The organism is Zhongshania marina, assembly GCF_002915595.1.
Lineage (GTDB): Bacteria > Pseudomonadota > Gammaproteobacteria > Pseudomonadales > Spongiibacteraceae > Spongiibacter > Spongiibacter marinus_B.
The window spans coordinates 16589-36826 of the sequence record NZ_PQGG01000044.1; the positions used below are offsets into that span (position 1 = coordinate 16589).

22 protein-coding genes are annotated in these 20238 nt (G+C 49.4%); 6 read left to right on the forward strand and 16 right to left on the reverse strand.

Features of this window, described 5'->3' with window-relative positions; translation table 11 throughout:
- Positions 1–58: 58 nt before the first annotated feature.
- From C0068_RS18600 to C0068_RS18620, 5 genes are all read right to left on the reverse strand, one after another.
- Positions 59–565 (reverse strand): DUF2271 domain-containing protein, encoded by a 507-nt coding sequence (locus C0068_RS18600; RefSeq protein ID WP_199176235.1) that lies wholly within the window; start codon positions 563–565, stop codon positions 59–61.
- A 70-nt stretch (positions 566–635) separates the two neighbouring features.
- The gene (locus C0068_RS18605) at positions 636–1256 is read right to left on the reverse strand and encodes a PepSY-associated TM helix domain-containing protein (protein WP_103685975.1); all 621 of its coding nucleotides are present in this window, start codon (positions 1254–1256) and stop codon (positions 636–638) included.
- 55 nt (positions 1257–1311) lie between these two features.
- Positions 1312–1728 carry an ExbD/TolR family protein gene (locus C0068_RS18610; protein WP_103685976.1) on the reverse strand — a complete coding sequence of 139 codons (417 nt, stop codon included), beginning with the start codon at positions 1726–1728 and terminating at the stop codon, positions 1312–1314.
- Between the two features lies 1 nt (position 1729).
- Positions 1730–2464, reverse strand: a complete 735-nt coding sequence (locus C0068_RS18615) for a MotA/TolQ/ExbB proton channel family protein (RefSeq protein WP_103685977.1) — start codon at positions 2462–2464, stop codon at positions 1730–1732.
- A gap of 70 nt (positions 2465–2534) precedes the next feature.
- Positions 2535–3230: an energy transducer TonB gene (locus C0068_RS18620; RefSeq protein ID WP_233208870.1), complete on the reverse strand. Its 696-nt coding sequence runs from the start codon at positions 3228–3230 to the stop codon at positions 2535–2537.
- Positions 3231–3879: 649 nt separating this feature from the next.
- Here C0068_RS18620 and C0068_RS18630 point away from each other — a divergent pair.
- The 3 genes from C0068_RS18630 to C0068_RS18640 all read left to right on the forward strand — a co-directional run bounded on the left by C0068_RS18630 (position 3880) and on the right by C0068_RS18640 (position 7991).
- Complete coding sequence (locus tag C0068_RS18630; protein WP_103685979.1) at positions 3880–5466, forward strand: alkaline phosphatase; 1587 nt, start codon at positions 3880–3882, stop codon at positions 5464–5466.
- Positions 5467–5477: 11 nt separating this feature from the next.
- Complete coding sequence (locus tag C0068_RS18635) at positions 5478–7124, forward strand: alkaline phosphatase family protein (protein WP_103685980.1); 1647 nt, start codon at positions 5478–5480, stop codon at positions 7122–7124.
- Between the two features lie 96 nt (positions 7125–7220).
- Positions 7221–7991, forward strand: a complete 771-nt coding sequence (locus C0068_RS18640) for a hypothetical protein (RefSeq protein ID WP_103685981.1) — start codon at positions 7221–7223, stop codon at positions 7989–7991.
- A 4-nt stretch (positions 7992–7995) separates the two neighbouring features.
- Here C0068_RS18640 and C0068_RS18645 read toward each other — a convergent pair whose 3' ends face one another.
- On the reverse strand, positions 7996–8652 hold the full coding sequence (locus C0068_RS18645) for a class I SAM-dependent methyltransferase (protein ID WP_103685982.1): 657 nt from the start codon (positions 8650–8652) through the stop codon (positions 7996–7998).
- Between the two features lie 296 nt (positions 8653–8948).
- On the opposite strand from C0068_RS18645, the gene C0068_RS18650 reads away from it, so the two are divergent.
- Complete coding sequence (locus tag C0068_RS18650) at positions 8949–9482, forward strand: hypothetical protein (RefSeq protein ID WP_103685983.1); 534 nt, start codon at positions 8949–8951, stop codon at positions 9480–9482.
- 58 nt (positions 9483–9540) lie between these two features.
- On the opposite strand, the gene efp is transcribed toward C0068_RS18650, so the two are convergent.
- From efp to C0068_RS18665, 3 genes are all read right to left on the reverse strand, one after another.
- Positions 9541–10113, reverse strand: coding sequence for an elongation factor P (gene efp, locus C0068_RS18655; RefSeq protein WP_103685984.1), 573 nt, complete (start codon positions 10111–10113; stop codon positions 9541–9543).
- 52 nt (positions 10114–10165) lie between these two features.
- The gene (gene earP / locus C0068_RS18660; protein ID WP_103685985.1) at positions 10166–11308 is read right to left on the reverse strand and encodes an elongation factor P maturation arginine rhamnosyltransferase EarP; all 1143 of its coding nucleotides are present in this window, start codon (positions 11306–11308) and stop codon (positions 10166–10168) included.
- Positions 11309–11467: 159 nt separating this feature from the next.
- Positions 11468–12277, reverse strand: coding sequence for an enoyl-CoA hydratase/isomerase family protein (locus C0068_RS18665; RefSeq protein WP_103685986.1), 810 nt, complete (start codon positions 12275–12277; stop codon positions 11468–11470).
- A gap of 431 nt (positions 12278–12708) precedes the next feature.
- On the opposite strand from C0068_RS18665, the gene C0068_RS18670 reads away from it, so the two are divergent.
- Both C0068_RS18670 and C0068_RS18675 read left to right on the forward strand, forming a co-directional pair.
- Entirely contained in the window at positions 12709–14859 is a 2151-nt protein-coding gene (locus C0068_RS18670; protein ID WP_158250029.1) for a TonB-dependent receptor, read from the forward strand.
- An 81-nt stretch (positions 14860–14940) separates the two neighbouring features.
- A complete protein-coding gene (locus tag C0068_RS18675; RefSeq protein ID WP_103685988.1) occupies positions 14941–15621 on the forward strand; it encodes a Fe2+-dependent dioxygenase in 681 nt (226 codons plus the stop codon).
- A 31-nt stretch (positions 15622–15652) separates the two neighbouring features.
- Here the strand turns inward: C0068_RS18675 and C0068_RS18680 are convergent, their stop codons facing one another.
- From C0068_RS18680 to rimI, 7 genes are all read right to left on the reverse strand, one after another.
- Positions 15653–16129: a YehS family protein gene (locus C0068_RS18680; protein WP_103685989.1), complete on the reverse strand. Its 477-nt coding sequence runs from the start codon at positions 16127–16129 to the stop codon at positions 15653–15655.
- 25 nt (positions 16130–16154) lie between these two features.
- On the reverse strand, positions 16155–17090 hold the full coding sequence (gene ylqF / locus C0068_RS18685; RefSeq protein WP_103685990.1) for a ribosome biogenesis GTPase YlqF: 936 nt from the start codon (positions 17088–17090) through the stop codon (positions 16155–16157).
- Positions 17091–17225: 135 nt separating this feature from the next.
- Entirely contained in the window at positions 17226–17690 is a 465-nt protein-coding gene (locus C0068_RS18690; protein ID WP_103685991.1) for an AraC family transcriptional regulator, read from the reverse strand.
- Positions 17691–17724: 34 nt separating this feature from the next.
- Positions 17725–18168, reverse strand: coding sequence for a hypothetical protein (locus tag C0068_RS18695; RefSeq protein ID WP_103685992.1), 444 nt, complete (start codon positions 18166–18168; stop codon positions 17725–17727).
- A gap of 153 nt (positions 18169–18321) precedes the next feature.
- Positions 18322–19245, reverse strand: coding sequence for a D-alanyl-D-alanine endopeptidase (gene pbpG / locus C0068_RS18700; RefSeq protein ID WP_233208871.1), 924 nt, complete (start codon positions 19243–19245; stop codon positions 18322–18324).
- Positions 19246–19335: 90 nt separating this feature from the next.
- A complete protein-coding gene (locus tag C0068_RS18705; protein WP_103685993.1) occupies positions 19336–19743 on the reverse strand; it encodes a hypothetical protein in 408 nt (135 codons plus the stop codon).
- A gap of 45 nt (positions 19744–19788) precedes the next feature.
- Entirely contained in the window at positions 19789–20235 is a 447-nt protein-coding gene (gene rimI, locus C0068_RS18710) for a ribosomal protein S18-alanine N-acetyltransferase (RefSeq protein WP_158250030.1), read from the reverse strand.
- Positions 20236–20238 lie beyond the last annotated feature (3 nt).

The window sequence follows — 20238 nt, forward strand, 5'->3', positions numbered from 1 at the left end:
TTCCCAATCATGTTTTGTATACGTGAATACGCAGCGAGCATCTCAATCGAAAAAATACTTACGGCGTAAGCTGTAGGGCAATTTTTCCTAACTCAGTTTTTCCTTGAGCCTCTAAGAGCTGATTAGATTTAGCCGGCCACTCAAATGGGATTTGCAACAACTCGCGACCACCAACTTCGCGGGCGGCCTCGACATATAATTTGTAACTACCCGCTGCTAAATTCTTCAGGTTTTTTGTATCTACCGTATGTACACCCGGTTGCTGAGTCGCACCGGTAATACCGTCCACGGGCATGTCTAAACTGCGACCACTACGACGCCACCACTGGCGCATATCTTTCAGCCACTGTTCACCTTTCTCACCGCTCTTATCAAGCTGATACCATACGACCAAATTAGTAACGTCGCCGCTATCCTTGTTCTGAACCCACATTGCAACATAGGGACGGTGATACTCCGCCACGTCGATGCGCGGCAACTCAACAGAAAGCGTCATGTCTCCCGCCCGTGCGGCGCTAATACATGCGAAGCCCAGCAAGGTCATCGCCGTCATTTTCTTGATCATCAAATTTCCCTTCCTTTGTTTAGGCCTAATTTCAGCGAAATATTTAGCTAACTTCGCCCCGAGAAGACAGTTAATGGACAAATAAAATAATTAATATCAGCGGTATAACTAAGCCCAAGCCAACCATTGGCCAGGTGCTAGGCCGACTGCCGGCATGGCGCTGCAATAACAACAGACCGGATACGCAAAACACCACACAGGCAATTGCAAATACATCAATGAACCAGCTCCATGCTGTGCCGGTATCACGCCCCTTGTGAAGGTCGTTTAAATACGCAATCCAGCCCCGCGTGGTGCGCTCATATAAAATATCGCCACCGGCTAAATCGATACTCAGCCATGCATCGCCACCTGGCCTTGGCAGCGCGACATAGACCTCTTCGTCGCTCCACTCGCCCCGCGCTGAGGCAGGAATATAAATACCCAACTCGCGCTCTAACCATGCCCGCAAGTCTTTACTCAACGAGGCTTTGTCGCTGTCGGGTACAATCACCGCGTCTAACACCGACGGCGGTAATACACTTTCTATAGAGGTCACTACCGGCGTCGCGGGAATTATCGCAGCGTGATTAAGGGTAATTCCTGTGGCCGCAAACAGCAGCATGCCCACGAGACAAACCGCCGAACTGATCCAATGCCATTGACGCAGGGAGCCAAGATGCCAGTGCGCAGGAATAATTTTTAGCGCCATAAATTAGGCTTCCAATACGTCACTCTAATTCCGCAATCGCGAATCATCACTGGGCTTAACTCTCTGGCTCGGTAACAAAGCCGAGTTTTAAAATTCCCGATCGTTGCACTGCCGCCATCACTTTTAATACATGCTCGTAGCTGGCATTGCGATCACCGCGAATATGCACCTCCGGCTGCACCGGACTCGCCGCCGCGGCGATTAAACGCTGTTCCAGCGCCTCCATTGTCATTTCAGTTTTATCCCAATGAATTATTCCCTCGGCGGTAATCGACAGAGTTACCGCATCAGGTTTGATATCGTTGGGAGTATTGTCAGCGCGGGGCAAATCCACTTTTACCGAGTTGGTTATGACGGGCACGGTAATAATAAAAATAATCAGCAATACCAACATAACGTCGACCAGCGGCGTCATATTGATCTCGCTCATTACCTCGCTGCTGTCATCGTCTAAGCCGCCGCCAAATGCCATGTCACACTCCCTCGCGCTTTTGCTGCGCCTTGGCTAAGCTGCTGACAACATCGCCGCTGCGATTTGCCGGCGCCGCGCCAGTAATAAGGTAGGCGTGGAGCTGGTGCGCAAAACGATTTAACTTACTGATGATGGCCTTATTGCCTCGGGCCAAGGTGTTGTATGCCAGTACCGCAGGAATGGCGACCGCCAAACCAAAGGCCGTCATGATTAAAGCCTCACCCACTGGGCCTGCAACTTTATCGATACCTGCTTGGCCAGACACACCAATGTTTACCAAGGCGTGGTAAATACCCCACACGGTGCCAAACAAGCCTATGAACGGTGCGGTTGAACCAACCGATGCCAACACCGCAAGTCCGCGTTGAAGATTTTCTGAACTTTCGTCGATTGAGCCCTTCAAGCAGGCGGTGAGCCATTCGGCTAACGGCAAATGCCCGTGCAAATCGGCCTTGTGATTTACATGGTGATCCAAGCCAGACTGGCCCTCTTCGGCAAGGTGGCGAAAAGGATTGTTTTGCTGATTACCCAGCATATGCAAACCCTCGGCAAAGCTTTGCGCATGCCAAAAATCAACCAAGGCGCGCACGGGTTTACGCAGGCGATACAAACGCCAAGAGCGAATCACAATGACATACCAAGATGCGATGGACATCGCCAGCAGCATTACCGCCACAACCTTGATGACCATATCGCCCTGTGTCCACAGGGCCTCTACGCCATAGGGATTTTCCATAAAACTACATCCTCAAACTTAATATTGCCGACTGCTAACAGCGGCGTAAAAAAACCTAAATGCCCCACCGCTACTGATTCAATGAGAATTCCAGCGGCTGCAAATACCAGTATGGAATCGGCTCATCACCGCGTTTAGCGGGTAAATAGCGCCAGCGTTTCACGGCCTTCATCGCCGTCTTATCCAATCGCTCAAAACCGCTGGACTGTTTAATTCTCACCTCACCCACGGTGCCGTTCGGCAAAATGAGTAGTTCTAACACCACAATGCCCTCTTCTTTTAAACGCCGAGAAATACTCGGATACGCGGGTGCCGGATTATTAAGAGGGTTGGCGTCGTGACGCGGCGGCGTAATCGGCGCCCCCAAGGTCTTGTTGTCATTTTCCGAAACCCGTGCCTGCTTCTGCGCGGGCGGCGGCGGTGCCGGTTGCTCTTCTGCCTGCTCTTCGCGGCTAATCGCCTTTTCCGATGGTGGCGCCTTAGGTGGCGGCAATTTCGGCTTGGGCTTAGGTTTTGGCAGCGGCTTGGGTTTGGGCTTTGGCTTAGGTTTAGGTGGCTCCGGCGTTTTTTCTGGCGGCGGCGTTTTTCTCTCACTCGGTAATTGCACTGCCTCGGCCGGTGGCGCGGGAATCAGCACCCCCTGAATACTAGGCATTACCACCTGCTTGTGCTCCGGCGATGGGATATACACCACCGCTGCGATAGCACCGCCATGTATGGCGAGCACCAATAAAAGCCCCCACCAAGAGTCGTATGCCGACTTCACAGTGCGGCTCTCTCGATAATCCAGCCGCCATTTTTCAGACAACCGTGTTTGCTGCCAGCATTTCCTACTCGCACTGTCGCCGAACCGTAGCTCTCCGCGCTGTATCGCGTTACCGCAGCCTTCATTTTGTCGCTTAAATTCCGTGAAATATGTGTAAGATCGCCGCCCCAGCCCGCCAAGTCTGCGAACTAAATAGTGCCCGCTGTGTATTTGCCTGCGCAGCTTTCTTAAGCGCGCAGGAATTCACCAGCACAATGCAGCGGCGCAAGAATACTATTAATGAGAATGATTATCAAAGGTAAAGTGAGAATATATTTAGTTACTATTGCTAGTCAACCAAGATATCGCTAAGTAGTTGCTCGGCAAGGCGAGCGCTTGCAGCCCAAAAATTCCTGTTTCTGATTCCAAATGGAATCCATTCAATCCCTCGCGCCTTCCGCCTTATTTCCGCCGCCTTAGTTTCATGTCAGTCGCCTGTCATCATTTCGTCTAAAAACTTCTATATAAACGCAATCAAACTGTAAACCTTTCGCCCTAGTCTCTTAGCCACTCATTGGTATTAGAGCCCTGCTCAATACCACCGCCCACAGCTACAGCCATGCCATACCGACAAAAGGAAATTTCAAATTTCCAGACTAGGAGCCTTCACATGCGTATAAGAACCGCCATTTTGTCAGGGGTATTGCCCATCGCAATTGCGTCCCACGCCGCCGCTGCGGTAATGCCCGCACATCAGACCAGCAACCCCTGGTATACCGACGCCGCCACTAGCACAAACGCTAAAGCCACAGCGACCACACCCAATAAAGCAAAGAACGTCATCCTCTTTGTAGGTGACGGCATGGGGGTGTCTACGCTAACCGCCGCACGCATCCTGCAAGGTCAGCAAAAAGGTAATCAAGGCGAGGAAGGTCTTTTAAGCTTTGAAAGCTTCCCTCATACCGCCTTAGTAAAAACCTATAATGTGGACGCGCAAACCCCTGACTCAGCCGGCACCATGACCGCGATGATGTCTGGAGTGAAAAGTGATGCCGGCGTGCTTGGCGTCTCAGAAAACATCGAACGCGGCGATTGCAGCACGGTTAGCGGCAATGAATTAATCACCGCCATTGAGCTAGCCGAATTAAAAGGCATGTCGACGGGTATTATTTCTACCGCACGTATCACCCACGCTACCCCCGCGGCAGCCTATGCAAAATCCGCTGACCGCGACTGGGAAGACGATGGCGACTTGCCAGACGATGCCAAAGCCGCAGGCTGCGAAGACATTGCATCGCAACTAATTAATTTTGAACCCAATCTAGAAGCCCGCATTGAAGGTGCAGACGTCGATGGTTTAGACGTTGTGATGGGTGGCGGTCGCCGCAGCTTTTTGCCCAAAGATGCTGCCTTTAACAGCGACGACGCGGTAAGTAGTGTTGAGGGCGATCGCACTGACAACCGCGATCTCACCGCGGAATGGAAAGCACGCTATCCAAACGGTGACTATGTGTTTGATCAAAGTAGTTTTGACGGCGTAAATGCCAACACCGCCACCAAACTATTTGGCCTGTTTAACGAGTCACATATGCAGTACGAGGCTGACCGTGGCAACGACGTTGCCGGCGAACCATCGCTGACCGAAATGACCACAAAGGCCATCGACATTTTAGACAACAATAGCAAAGGCTATATATTAGTTGTGGAGTCGGGTCGTATCGATCACGGTCATCACGCCGGTAGCGCTTACAGCGCACTCACCGATGCGATTGAATTGTCTAATGCAGTAAAAGCCGCCGCCGACGCCACCAGCGCAGACGACACCTTAATTCTGGTTACCGCCGACCACAGCCATGTATTCACCATTGCCGGTTACCCTAAACGCGGTAATCCGATTCTAGGTAAGGTGGTTAACGTAGGTGAAACAACGCCAACTACCGCCGCCGATGGCATGCCTTACACCACTGTCGGCTACACCAATGGTCTTGGCTTTCACGATCTTGGCAACGCCACCGATGGCGACGCGCTGTATTCTGAAGGCATTCAAGCAGGACGAGCGGATCTGGCCAGTGTCGACACGGAATCATCAGGCTTTCACCAAGAAGCATTAGTACCACTGGATTCTGAAACCCATGCCGGCGAAGATATCAGCCTTCACGCCCGCGGCCCTGGCTCACAATTTGTGCGCGGCGTTGTCGAGCAGAACCTAGTTTTCCACTTGATCAATCAAGCACTTGATCTGCTGGCCAGCGAATAAGGAGAGTGACCATGAAATATTTTAAAGTAGCAATTTTAAGCGCGGCCGTAGCAGGCCTCGCAGCCTGCGGCGGCGACAATGACAAAAAGAGCAGTTCAAACAACAATAGCAGCGCTGCCATTATTGAAAATACCCGCAGCAATGCATGGTATAGCGACGCAGAAGCAAAAATAGCCGCCACCACCCAAGCCAACCTCAATCGTGGCGCGGCAAAAAACGTTATTCTTTTTGTCGGTGACGGCATGGGTATTTCTACCGTGACCGCCGCCCGTATTCTTGCCGGCCAGCTTAAGGGTCAATCGGGCGAAGAAAACAATCTAAGCTTCGATCTATTCCCCTACACCGGCTTAGCAAAAACCTATAACGTCGATGCGCAAACTCCAGATTCAGCCGGCACCATGACAGCCCTGATATCGGGTGTAAAAACTGACGTTGGCGTTATTGGCGTGAATGAAAATATTGTTCGCGGCGACTGCACAACCGTTGCAGGCAACGAATTAGTGACCGCCCTTGAACTCGCGGAAATTGCCGGCAAGTCTACCGGCATACTGTCTACCGCCCGCATCACCCACGCCACTCCTGCGGCAACCTACGCAAAATCTGCTGATCGCGACTGGGAAGACGATGGCGACATGCCAGACGCAGCAATAAGCGCTGGCTGTGAAGACATTGCATCGCAGCTCATTAACTTTGAGCCTAATTTAGAAGCGCGAATTAATGGCGTCGATGTAGATGGTATCGAAGTCGTCATGGGTGGCGGTCGTCGCAGCTTTTTACCTAAAGACGCGACATTTAACAGCCCAGACGCCGTCAGCAGCGTTGAAGGTGATCGCACCGACGGTCGCGATCTAACCGCTGAATGGAAAACACGCTACCCCAGCGGCAATTACATTTTTGACCAAACCAGTTTTGACGCCATCGACACCGAAAGCACAAGCAAAGTACTCGGCCTATTCAATGAATCACATATGCAATACGAAGCCGACCGTGGCAACGACGTTGCCGGCGAACCCTCGCTAAGTGAGATGACAGAAAAAGCGATCAAGATCTTAGACAATAACGACAACGGCTATTTCTTGATGGTTGAATCTGGTCGTATTGACCACGCTCACCACGCTGGTAATGCCTACAATGCGCTAAACGACGCAGTAGAATTATCGGAAGCTGTTGCCAAGGCCGTTGAACTTAGCAATAGCGATGACACGCTCATTATTGTTACCGCCGACCACAGCCATGTTTTCACTATTGCTGGCTATCCTAAACGCGGCAACCCCATCCTCGGCAAAGTCGTCGGTATTGGCTCTAACAGCCCATCGCTGGCTGCCGATGGCACACCTTATACTACCTTGGGCTACACCAACGGTTTAGGCTTCCGCGATCTCGGCAATGAAACCGACGCCGACGAAGCTTACAACCAAGCAATTGACGCTGGCCGCAAAGACCTGTCGCAAATTGACACCCAAGCGCCAGGCTTCCATCAAGAGGCATTAATTCCTCTCGGTTCGGAAACCCATGCGGGCGAAGACGTTGGCGTTTATGCATCTGGCCCTAGCGCCGCATTGGTTAGCGGCACTAACGAGCAAAACATGGTCTTCCATGTAATGAATTACGCAGCAGACCTTGTGAACAAAGCCAATAGCAAGCAAGTGGCCCCTTGATTAAATAATAAAAACGTTTAGACCATCATGACGCTGGTTCACGCCAGCGTCTTTATTTTTAAAAAGTGACAAACTGACATTCGCAAGGATTTCCCCGTGACGTTCGCAACACGCTTTAAGCTTATTCTTAATCGTCCCAAAGCAGCGATGCTTTTCATTGGCGCCTTGATCACCGCACTGCCCACACACGCTGAAGAGTGCAACCCCAACACCCCTATCAGCGCCCACTACCAAGTCACCAGTCGCAATACTGCACAGTCAGAAAAACCCGCCACTAAACAACTGATATTATGGCGCCAGAAAAACAGTGTGGCCGAGCAATTTCCAGCCAAGGGAATTACAGAAATATGGGAACGCAACCACAGCAATAGCATAAAACTGAATCGCTATTTCGACGCCTATCAACGCGGCATAGAATATTCACCAAGCGAAGTGAAAGATGTAAACGGCAACGATGACTGGAGCATGAAAACCCAACTTGTCGCCGATTCGCTGTTACAAAAAATGAGTTTAAGCAATCGCGAAGGCAGCGGCTGTGACCGCGAAGAAAGCTATTTATTAGCCGAAAAAAATTACACTGCCACCCTAGTTTGGCTACCGGCCTATCGCCTAGTAAAGTCCTATCACATGCAAAGTGGATCGCGGGAACAAGTGTGGACACTAAACAAAATGACGACGGACAAAAACAGCATTAATCATTTTTTTAAGCAATATTCAGATTATAAAACCACAGACTACGCCGACATTGGCGACAGCGAATCAGATCCCTTTTTACGAAAAATGATTCGACTAGGATTTATCGAGCACGGCAGCTCCGGCATGTATGACACACAGGGCAATGATATTGGTGGAGAGCATCATCACTAGGAAGTTAAGCAAGTCTCAAATAGCGCAGCACTTGGCCTTTAAATTCCTTACTCAAAAAGCCGCTAGTTTCTGGCTTGTGCTGGCTGTGCGAATAACCGAGGGCGACCATCTTTTTACTAAAAGCCGCATGGTTCAATCTACCGGGATCGACCAAAATTACTTCGCAACTTGGCTTGGCGTGACGCTCAATAAATTCTGACAACAATACAATATGTTCACGCTCATACAGGACATCAGAGCCCACAATAACATCAAATTTCCCTAAGCCATCACTAGCATCATTCCAGCCTGCTCGCAAAAACGGAATTTTTCCCCCGCTATTCAAGCGCACATTTTCGATCAGAAAATTACCCGCCTCAGGGTGAATATCCGTGGCGGTAATGTCGGCCTGCCGCACTTTAAGTAGTAAGCTCGTCAACGCCAAACCGCAGCCAACCTCTAAAATGCGCTTCCCCTCAATTGCAAAGGTCGCCATCTCATTTGCCAATACCGCGCTAGAATCCCACACCACGCCAAATAAAGACCACTGAGCAGAAGAAATTCCCAGCGCCTCTGCTTCACCCAAGGCATCTGAAAACTGCTGATTATCGCGAAGACCGCGGACGTGAATATCAAAACCTTGAACATCGATGGTTTGGTAACGAAGGCGAACAGATTCCACGAACTACTCCAGCCAATAGGCATAAGCCACAAAGCAAAATAGCTCAGGACAGTAATGTCACTATAGACGCATATCCCCACTAAGTCTTGTACAGGCCAATTCTTGAATAGCGGCAGAGTGCCGGTGCAGATTTTTTGTCTTTGCCACATACAGACCAACCTGAAAGACTAAATTAAAATGTTAGATTTCGTGATTGCGCTCACATTCGCGGTGACTACGTATACGAATGCAGCTACTTAATCACCAAGATCACTAGGCATCTTCGAATAAACGCAGCATAGCCAAGGTGACCAGCCATGAGAAAATACCTATCTTACCCAATATTAATCGGATCTCTTTCCCTATCAATCAGCGTCTTCGCCAATATTGCAACAACGTGGAAAATTGACGACATTTCACGCTCTACGGGGTATACCGTCGTCGGTGAAAACAAGGCAAACCACCAGTTCGGTTTGGTAAAACACAGCAACACCTGTGGCAGCGACGAATTATATGTAAGCTGGTCTAGCAATAGCGCCGAGATCTGGTCTCTAGCGGGGCAGACTATTGAGATGGATGCGGAGTTTGACGGCATCTCGATGAGCCTGCCCCTAGAGGTAGTGGCTATTCGACCGCTGGTAGGTGACCGCCATGAGGTGATTATGGGGCATGTATTTGCCAATCCAGAATTACTGGACCTTATGACCAGCTCGGCCACGGTTAATATCTTTATACCGGCGGGAAATTCACTATCACGCCATTTTAATAACAACAGCGATCGCTTCCCCCTATCTGGCTTTAAAGAAGCCCGCGCTGAGGCACTCAAGCGCTGCTATAGCAAAAGCTCTTAAAATATAAGGCGTAAAAAAACCGACACTAAGGTCGGTTTTTTTACGCCTAGCCCAGTACTTATACTGGTGCTTTTGCCCGTGATTTATATTCACCGGTGCGGGTGTCTATTTCTATCCAATCGTCAATCTCACAGAAGTCGGCAACTTTGATTTCCGTGCCGTTGCTCAGCTTAGCAGGCTTCATAACCTTGCCAGAGGTATCACCCCGTGCAGAACCTTCGGTGTAGGTAATCTGACGAACAATCATAGTTGGCAGGTCGACGGAAATTACTTTGCCTTCAAAGAATACCGCTTCGCAAATATCCGTCATACCATCGACGATGTAAGGCAATACGCTTTCAATATCTTCTTCATTTAGTTCGTATTGATTGTATTCTTCGTCCATAAATACATAAGTGGACTCGGCAACATAGGAGTAAGTTACCGCGATGCGCTCAAGAATAACTGGCTCTACTTTATCGTCTGTTTTATAAACTGTTTCCGTCGTTGAACCGCTAAGCAGATTCTTCAACTTCATTTTAACAATGGCGCTGTTGCGACCAGATTTAGTAAATTCTGCTTTCTGAACCATCCAAGGCTGGCCGTCGATCAGAATCACGCTATTGGGCTTCATTTCTTGTGCTGTTTTCATAGGTTTATCCGAATGGAAATTGATATAAGCCAGCAATTTTTTTGGCTGCGTATCATACCCAATTCTGGTAAAACTGCACTAGCGATTCTGCAAGATTATTTTGCCCCTCTAAACGGGCGCACCATCGCGCTGAATGCCCCATCAGCTCGGCCCCTCCGGCAAATAGCTGACCCTGCATATCTGCCGGTAAAACACCGGCATTCCAAGCCCGCCACGAACCCACCACTGCGGCCTTAAGATCCGCACTCAGACCCTCGGTGTAACAATGTAAAAATGCATCCAATTTTGGGAAATGGGCGCCTTCTTGCTGAGGGTAGATATGCCATAAAAAAGGCTTGGCCGCCCACTGGGCGCGAACGAAGGAGTCCTCCCCTCTAACCACATTAAAATCACAGCTCCACAGCAGTAAATCGTAGTCGCGCTGACTCAAAAATGGGATGAACTGTATGCATACATTACCGCGCTGATAAGGCTCGCCCAATTCATATTTCTCCTGCCCCAACCAACGGCAGACATCAGCCACAACTCGGCCCGCTGGCACCAAAAAATGACGTTTTCCTTCGCCTTCAGATACCGCATCAAGCCACTGCGCCAGCGCTGGGCTGTCGTAACAAAACAAAGAAACCAAGGCGCTCTCAGCCGCCACCTCAACACCAAGAGAACGAAGAAACTGAATTTTGGCACACTCGCTTTGCTGAAATTCAGTCCGTCGTTTTAATAGGTCGGCTTCACGGAGCAAGCCGCCCGTCTCTGGGCTAAAACCAGGAAAGAAAAAATACTTCTGCAAACCGTTTTGCTGCAGCGACGGTAGCCCATGACAGCCAGCCACCCACTCTTCGGCACTCAAATATTCTAAGTTTAACCACAGCGACGGCCTTGAGCGCTCAGCCATTGCGACCAGATAATCTAGGGGGAGCTGACAAGCAAAGGCCTCTATTACCACATCGGCCGGCACTACATTCCGCCAGGTGCTAGACCAATAGTGAACCCAAACTCCGTCGATTAGGCGCGGGGTATCGCCGCTAATTTGGGAAGGTGCAAGTGCACACAGACGAGCTAGAGTTTCAGGGTCATCGACCCAAAGCCGCACCTCAGCGTCGTACTCAACTGCCAATTGCCGCGCCAAGCGCCAACACACGCCCGCATCGCCATAGTTATCAATAACATGGCAAAAAATATCCCAACTTGTACGCATGAATGCCCGCTATGAATAAGAACACGCTTGAATGAAATAACTAAGATGCGCAGTTTAAGCAACAATCGACTATTAAAGAATGCGAAATAGTAAGACTAGAAGAAGGGAATTAAATAGTGGGATTTGCTGATCCCACTATTTACGATTAGCTGCAGCTTTTTATCGTGCTGCTTTTACGCGGGGAAGGACTGGCTCGCGCTTTTCTAAAAATGCCGCCAGCGCTTCGCGGTGTTCTTCGCTATTGCGGCAACGCTGGAAGTTTTTAATTTCCTCTGCGATATAGCTTTCGCAACTCATTTCCTCAGCGTTTTTCAAATTGCTTTTTATACATCCCAGCGCATTTGTCGGCCCATCGGCTAAGCGCGTTGCCAAGCTTTCCACTTCGCCACACAGCGCATCCACCTCACAGACTTTACTTAGCAAGCCATTCTTAAAGGCCTCGTCTGCGCTATAAGTTGGACAAAGCAGACAGAATTCCCGCGCCTTACCTGCGCCCATCCACTTACTTAAAAAATAGGCGGCGGCGAAATCGCCAGACAAACCAATTTTGGTATGGGCATACCCTAGGGTGGCGGTGGTGTCAGCTAGACGGAAATCACAGGCCAAGGCCAAGGACAATCCACCACCTACAGCGGGGCCACGAATCATAGCAATGGTTGGCTTAGGCATCTCGTGCAATAGCATTGCAGCCTCTGCTCCCACCCGCAGCAACACTTCGGTGGAATATTTGCGCGTGTGCTCGATACCCAGCGCGAGATTTTTGATGTCTGCCCCCGAGCAAAACGCGTCACCCGCTCCCTCTAAGACCACCGCACCTACAGAATCATCCTGCGCTGCATCCCGCAGGCAGCGGTATAAGGAGGTCACCATCTCTTCATTTATGGCGTTTTTTAAGGCCGGACGACTTAAAATTACATGCAGAACTCTGCCGTGACGACGGGTGTGGACAGGGCCAATCTCTTTAATCATTATTTTTATCCCATTAACTACTTGGAAAGCACATCCTTGCCAATACTTTGCACATTGCTCCTAGCTTTTGTGCTATTCATGCATACAAAATACGGGACAATATCGTTAAAAACAATCGCTAAACAAGGCGCTTTTTAGACAAAACCCACATCGCGCGAATTAATAAGCAAACCACCTCCCAACCGCACCAAAGTTGCGCACGGCCTTAGACCTCAACCGCCATATTTACCTCCGAAATGCAGCACTTGGGTGCCATTCCAATTCGAAAGATCAAATAAAGCAATAATCTAAATACAAACTATTTGTGTTTGATAGTGATTCTCATTAATATACAACCCGACTTCAGGCTTTGCCTAAATTTACATCCACTGCCGCAACAAAAGTGGCATACACAATCGGCAGTTCTAGAGACTACTCAGGAGATTTTCAACGTGACCGACCTACAACAAGCAAACCGACCGCAACGCAAATTACTTGCGCAAGCCATTGGCTTGGCATTAGCCAGCACGGCACTGCCATCACTTGCAGCAGAAGAAGCGCAGCAGACTTTACCTGCGGTGAAAGTGGAATCTACGGTTATCTCTCCATATAAAGCAGAAAAAGCCTCTTCTCCCCAATACACCCAAAAGCTGGCAGACACCCCAAAAACCATCACCGTTGTACCTGAGCAAATACTACGTGACCAAGCCGTAACGAGCCTGCGCGATGCACTGCGCAATGTGTCAGGTATTACCATGCAGGCGGGTGAAGGCGGCGCAGCAGCCGGCGACAACCTAAGCATTCGCGGCTTTGATGCCACCAACGACCTCTACGTAGACGGTGTTCGCGATATTGGCGCCTATAGCCGCGACACATTTAACCTTGAGCAATTAGAAGTCACCAAAGGTCCCTCATCTACCGTCAGCGGCCGTGGCTCAGCAGGTGGATCGGTTAACTTAGTAAGCAAAACTGCCAAGTTTGAAGATTTTAAACGCGGCACCATCATGGTTGGTAACGAAGACCAATTGCGCGCCACCGCAGACATCAATGCGACACTGACTAGCAATTTAGCTGGCCGTATCAACCTTATGACACAAGACAGCGGTGTACCTGGCCGTGACGTGACCGAAAACAAAGGTAGCGGCTTTGCCGGTGCGCTTAGCTATTTGCTGTCAGATAAAACAACTTTGTCGGGCGGTATTACTTATCTAGACCAAGACAACGTTCCTGACGGCGGTGTTCCCTTACTCACTAACGCCAACGGCGAGCGCTACTTAGACGAAAAGACCGCAGAGAATTACTACGGTGTTGAAAATCGTGATTACGACGAAAACGAAATCACCACCTTTAAGTTCGCCGTTGAGCATAACTTCAGCGACACTTTGAGCCTGCGCAACCAAACATTTATCGGCACTACCGAGACCTCCGCTGCCTTCACTCGCCCCAGCTTTGACTCAGCGACCGGCGAAGCGCGCCGCGGCGGCGCTAAAGGTCGCGACGAAGATCGTGACATCCTCTCTAACCAGACAAGCTTGCGCAGCGACTTTATCAGTGGCGGCGTGCAGCACAACCTCGTCACCGGCTTTGATATCACCCAAGAGGAATACATCAACTACGAGCTGCTGTACACCGACGACAATGCACCCAATGTTGACCTATACAATCCTGTTACCAATGACCCTTACAACGGCTCTATTACCCGTGCGGGTGGAAAGCGCAAAGGGACCTACGACGCACTTTCTTTCTTTGTGAGCGACACTCTTACCTTTACACCGCAATGGTTGGTCACTGTCGGTATACGTGTTGAAGATTACGATCAAGATTACACACAGGATTACTCGTCTACCAACCGCGACGGCAGCATCACTTCGCCGTACACCTATAAATCTAGCGACACCTTAGTAAGCTGGAACGCCGCCGTTACCTATAAGCCCGTTGAAAACGGCAGCATTTATTTTGGTATCGGCAATGCACAAACACCGCTGGGCAGCAATTTAACACTGAGTTCCGACCAGCAAAATCTGGACGCGGAAGAAGACCAAATCTTAGAACTAGGCACCAAGTGGGAGCTGTTCGACGCCAAGGTACTTGCCAACGCAGCGCTATTCCGCTCAGTTAAAACCAACGCAGCAACTAACGACGTCGACAATGACGACGCATTGGTGCTCGATGGCGAGCAAGTTGTACAGGGACTGGAGATGGGCATAAACGGCACCATTAACGCTCAGTGGGCTATCATTGCCAACTACACCTATACCGATAGCGAAGTCACTGAATCTGGTGACCCGACTGAGGAAGGTGAAGTGATTTTCAATATTCCTGAGCACAGCGCCAGCCTGTGGACGACCTACCAAATTGATCGCGCATGGCAAGTTGGTGGCGGCCTGCAATACATCGGTGATTATCAGAATGGCAGCACCACAGAACTCGATGCCACCACCCTGCTTAACGCCTCCGCCTCGTTCCAAGCGACTGACAATGTGAAGCTACAGCTAAATGCCAACAATTTAACAGACGAAAAATATCTGCTAAAACCACGCGGTAGCCGTGGCGTACCGGGCACAGGTAAAAGCTTTACACTCACAGCCAGTCTGGAGTTCTAATTCCTAACACGCAATAATGTGAGTGTCAGGGAAAACCACCGCCCCGCCTATGCGGGGCGTTTTCGTTAAAGGTCTAAAAACATGCTAGTTAGAATTCCCGCAGTTCTCAGTAAAGCAGAGGTGGCGCACTGCCGCAGGGTGTTGGAAGCTGCTGAATGGGTAGACGGCAAAGTAACGGCGGGATACCAATCGGCAAAGAGCAAAAACAATATTCAATTGCTAGAAAATTCCGATGCCGCAAACCAGCTTGGCGACATTATTTTAGCCGCCCTCGCTAACAATAATTTATTTATGTCAGCCGCCCTGCCGCTAAAAATTTTCCCACCCCTGTTTAATTGCTACCAAGGTGGTCACTCCTTTGGGGTACACGTCGACAATGCGATAAGACAGGTAAAGGGTACGGCAGTTAAGGTGCGAACCGATCTGTCGATGACACTGTTTTTTTCAGAACCGGAAGAGTACGATGGTGGCGAATTAGTTATTGAAGATACCTACGGCACACAAAGCGTCAAGCTAGCAGCGGGAGATATGATTCTATATCCCTCCACCAGTCTGCACCGTGTTACCCCAGTGACCAGAGGCAGACGCCTCGCCTCATTTTTTTGGTTGCAAAGCATGATCGCCAGCGACGAGAAGCGCAGCTTGTTATACGACATGGATATGAGTATTCAGAACCTAAGCCAAGGCAATGAAGACCACCCTGCAATTATTCAACTCACTGGGGTTTATCACAATTTACTGCGGCAATGGGCGCAAACCTAAAAACAACGGAGCGCCCAAATAATTGTCGCCCTTAGGATTCATCGCCGCCGGTATTACGATATTTCAGCTGCAAGCCCTTTAAGAAATTACGCAATATCTGGTCTTTACAGTCGCGGTAATGCTTGTGATCTGGCTTACGGAAAAAAGCACTTAACTCGTGTTTACTAATTTTAAAATCAGCCAATTCCAAAATTGCCATAACGTCTTCGGCCTTAAGACTCAGGGCAATTTTTAATTTCATAAAAATCATATTATTCGTCAAACGCTTTTCAGGCACAGGTTTCGGCCCCTCTTTAGCGCCACGCATATCAATAATCAGACCATTCAAAAAGACCGCCAGCAACAAATCGCTGCAGTTTTCGTAACCTTCATCACCCTCTTTCTTTAACCACGCGCTAACTTCTTCTCTAGAAACGTGGTGATCTGCCAAACCGTAAATCGCCATCATTTTTGCATCGTTAAAATCAAAGATGTAACGCACTCGGCGCAACACATCGTTATTTACCATTGTCGATTCCTATTACGGTTTTATATCAATCGTCTGAGCGGCGAGAGCCTTCTTTAAAGCGGCGTTTACGCGCCAGTTTCTCTTCTTCCTTTTTCGCTTTGGCTTCGGCGACTGCGAGATTTTCACGTTCAATCATCGCTGGCGTTTCGAGGCTAATGCGACCTAATGTACCTGCGCGCAATTCGTTGATTAGCACTTCGCAAATTTTATGAAGGTTAATACGCCCACCAGCACTTAAGGCGCCACGGCGCAGTGCCGCAGCCTCTAAAAATGCCAGTTCGGTGTTTGGAATACTATCGAGTTGGTAGCGCGCCTGCAGTAATTCGGGATAGGCCTTAATCAAAAAATCAGCGGCGTAAAATCCGACATCGTCATATTCCATTGCGGTATTTTTAATCGCACCGGTTACGGCTAGCCGATAGCTGCTATTTGGGTTTTCAATTTTGGGCCACAAAATGCCAGGAGTGTCGAACAAAACAATGCCGCTGCCCAAATTAATGCGCTGCTGACTTTTAGTCACCGCCGGCTCATTGCCGGTTTTGGCAATAATGCGATCCGCTAAAATATTTATTAGGGTCGACTTTCCCACATTCGGGATGCCAACAATCATGGTGTTAATGGTTTTTAAACTGGCGTCTTTGGCGGGAAACATTTTGCGGCACAGCTCAATAAGCTGTTTGATTTTCGTCGGATCATCTGTGGTGGTGGTAAACGACTTTACACCGCGATCCCTTTCTAAATACTCCTGCCATTGTGCAGTGACCTTGGGATCAGCCAAATCAGCCTTGCTCAGCACCTTGATACAGGGCTTATCGCCACGTAATTTTGCAATAGCGGGATTCTCGCTGGAGCTGGGGATACGCGCATCTAAAACCTCAATCAGCAGATCAACCTGAGGCAAAACCTCGGCTATCGCCTTTTGGGCTTTGTGCATATGCCCTGGATACCACTGAATCGCCATCAACTACGCCTTATCGATCAAAGGCGCTATTGTACGTTAAGCGAAGCAACTTTGGGTAAACTCGGCTCGAATCACGCCGAAATTGCCACACCGATATACGCGATGCCACTGCGCGAACCGAACGCCTTTTTGAATTTAGCCCAGCGGCAGGTATACATCGGTCACCATATCCTGAGGCGCAATATCAGGGCCGACATTGAGGTAATGAAAGAAAATCGGAAAGTCCCCAAGCCGCTCACCGCTTTGTGGTAACCAATGCTCATATAGATAGGCCGCAGCCTCAACATTGTCACGGCAACCAAGGTGACGCGCCACTGCACACCGACAGGCCGGAATGCGTTTATTTATTACACCAAAGCTATTCGGCAACACATCGTCTATTACCGAAACCGCCAAATCCACGCGATACTCGGAAGCCGCTACCACCCGTGGATCATTGTAATGCAGGCCATAACTACGATGCGCTGGTGACGGTGCTAAACCATTTTCTTTTCGCCATGCTACGAGTTTAGCAATGCTCTGCCCCTCTGCTGCAGGCGCCCCCAAATGCTCAATCACCGCAATTTTGGTTTCGGGAAAATCAACTATTTTCACCTGCATCCTAGCCCCCTAGCTTTGTCCTAAAAACCAAACCTTACAATAACTCGGTTTTAGCTCGATCGCCCTCAGAGAACACTGCCACCAAGGAATAACGCATAAACCCGCTGCAGGTGCTCAAATAATCGCGTAATTCGTGTTTAACCACATCTGCAAACTCCTCACCTTTAAATTTCCAATGTGTCGATTCAAGAAGATAGGGCTGCAATGACGCCATATCGCAAACCACCCGATACGGCGACTCCTGCTGTTTGCTTTCGTCTGTTACTACAATGTTTAAAACCAAATTTTTATCAAATTCAAATAAGAGATAAAGGGAGTTATCGAGAATATTGCTATGCAATTCATCAACCGCTTTATTCACGCAGGCTGCCAGTAACGGCGCCAACTCGGCTTCTAGCTGCGCCGCGCTTTGTATGAAATACCTCGCCTTGACCCCATTTGTCGCCGGAGCTGACAAAACCTCCCATTCAATCTTCATCGCTGTAAAATCCTTAATTTTATATCATTCAAACATGGTTTAGCCGAGCAATATACGCCGCTATGCCCTGCACACTGCAAAACCAGCCGCCCCAAAAAGCAAAAGGCCCTTCTGCTAACAGAAAGGCCTTTGATCTTTGTGCCGCTATGTAAACTAACGAATACTTGCTGTTGTCCTCGCCGCAAGATACTCAGAAACCTTTTTCTTTTGGTATACCTGAGCAGCGGTGGCAACATTGCCGCCCTTGCCGGTTTCTAACCAACGCTTTATGCGGCCGGCATCGCCAATGGGGCTGGTTTTACCAAAGGAATCCAGCATCACAAACAATAAATTTTTACCATCAACATTGGCCTTCATCACAAGGCAGCGACCGGCTTCATTAAGATAACCTGTTTTGCTCACTGCCACGTCCCAACGCTGATAGCGAACCAGCGAGTTAGTATTCACATAGGCAAGATTATAGCCAGGGCGACGGAAATTCGCAGTATGGGTTGTGGTCGTCGAATACTCCGCGATCACGGGGTATTTAGCTGCAGCAGCTATTAACTTGGCCATGTCCGCGGCGGTTGACACATTGTGGTGAGACAGGCCGCTGGTATCGACGTAGTGGGTGTCCTTCATCCCCAAAGCGCGAGCTTTAGCATTCATTTTAGCGACAAATGCGCTTGTGCCACCTGGGAAATTTCTACCGAGGGCCGCCGCTGCCAAATTTTCGGAGGACATCAGCGCTAAGCGCAAGGCTTCGCCACGGGGCAATTCAGAACCCATACGAATGCGGGAATAGTAGTTATTGATCGCTTTGCGATCTTCTTGAGAAAAGCGAATCACTTCGCGCAGCGACTGCTTAGAATCAAGTACCACCATCGCGGTCATCACTTTAGTTAAGGACGCAATAGGCTTCACAATGTCAGAATATTTTTGATAGACCACTTCGCCGGTATCGGCGTCTACCACCATGGCGCTGACCGATGCCAACTGTAAATTTGCAGGGTTATAGCCCTTTGCCGGCGCACTGTTCGCCGCCATTGCAGGCAACGCTAACAGCGACAAAAATAGCGATATCATTATTTTAATCATTACGTCACTTCTAACCAATTAGTTAAGCGGAAGGTAGCACAGCCATCATGGCCAAACTGCCAACCTGTTCAATATTTCTACAAAATCCCTTTATTCGTCGTTTTTTATGCGTAAGGTGTCTAATATCTGGTCAACCGCAGCGCGATCCATATCCCGATCGTCTTCTGCGCAGGCATAGCTTACTAGCAGCAAATGACCACCACCTAGTAAGAACCATTCGCGAATATAGTCTCCTTCTTCGACAGTTTCAAACTCCCAACCCCGATAATCGTCACCTATTTTGCACGGTTTACCCTGTGCAAGTGGCATACCAACCTCTTTCATCAAGGTTTTTAGGTCTTGTTCGTTGGCCGGCTTACCGTGTTCCGCTTGCAAACTACTTAGGCTGATGCAGCCTAATTCGTCCTGATCAAAGATCAGAATGCTGTCCTCGTCCTGCTCGGTTCGCCATTCCTCGGGCAAACCAATAAACCACCAGTCAGACTCAACTTCCTGCATAATTTCTATCTCAATAAATACGCCAAGGGTTTGCGATTATTCTACTTACATTAAGGGCAGATCAGCGGACATCAGCATCGCGTCTTCGTGTCCATCGCCGAGCGGGTAGTAATTTTTGCGAATCCCGTCTTCGACAAAGCCCAGCTTGCTATACAAGGTTCGCGCTACTGTATTGGATACCCGCACTTCTAGCAAACAGCGCTGACCGCCAAACTGCTGCATCCACTCCAAGCCCTCGGTCAGTAAATGGCGTCCAACACCCTGCCCGCGAGAATCGGTATCCACCACAATATTTAATAAGCTGACTTCATCCAAGACTAGGCTATAAGCACTAATCGCCAAGAGCTCATTGTCCTGCCAATAACCAAGACAGTGATCATCGCGAAGACTGCGCAGCCAATTTACCCGCCCCCAAGGGTGCGGATCAGATCGGGTTTCTATTAATAGACACTGCTCAAGATGCTGTATACCAAGCATAGCGACACGGGGCATGAT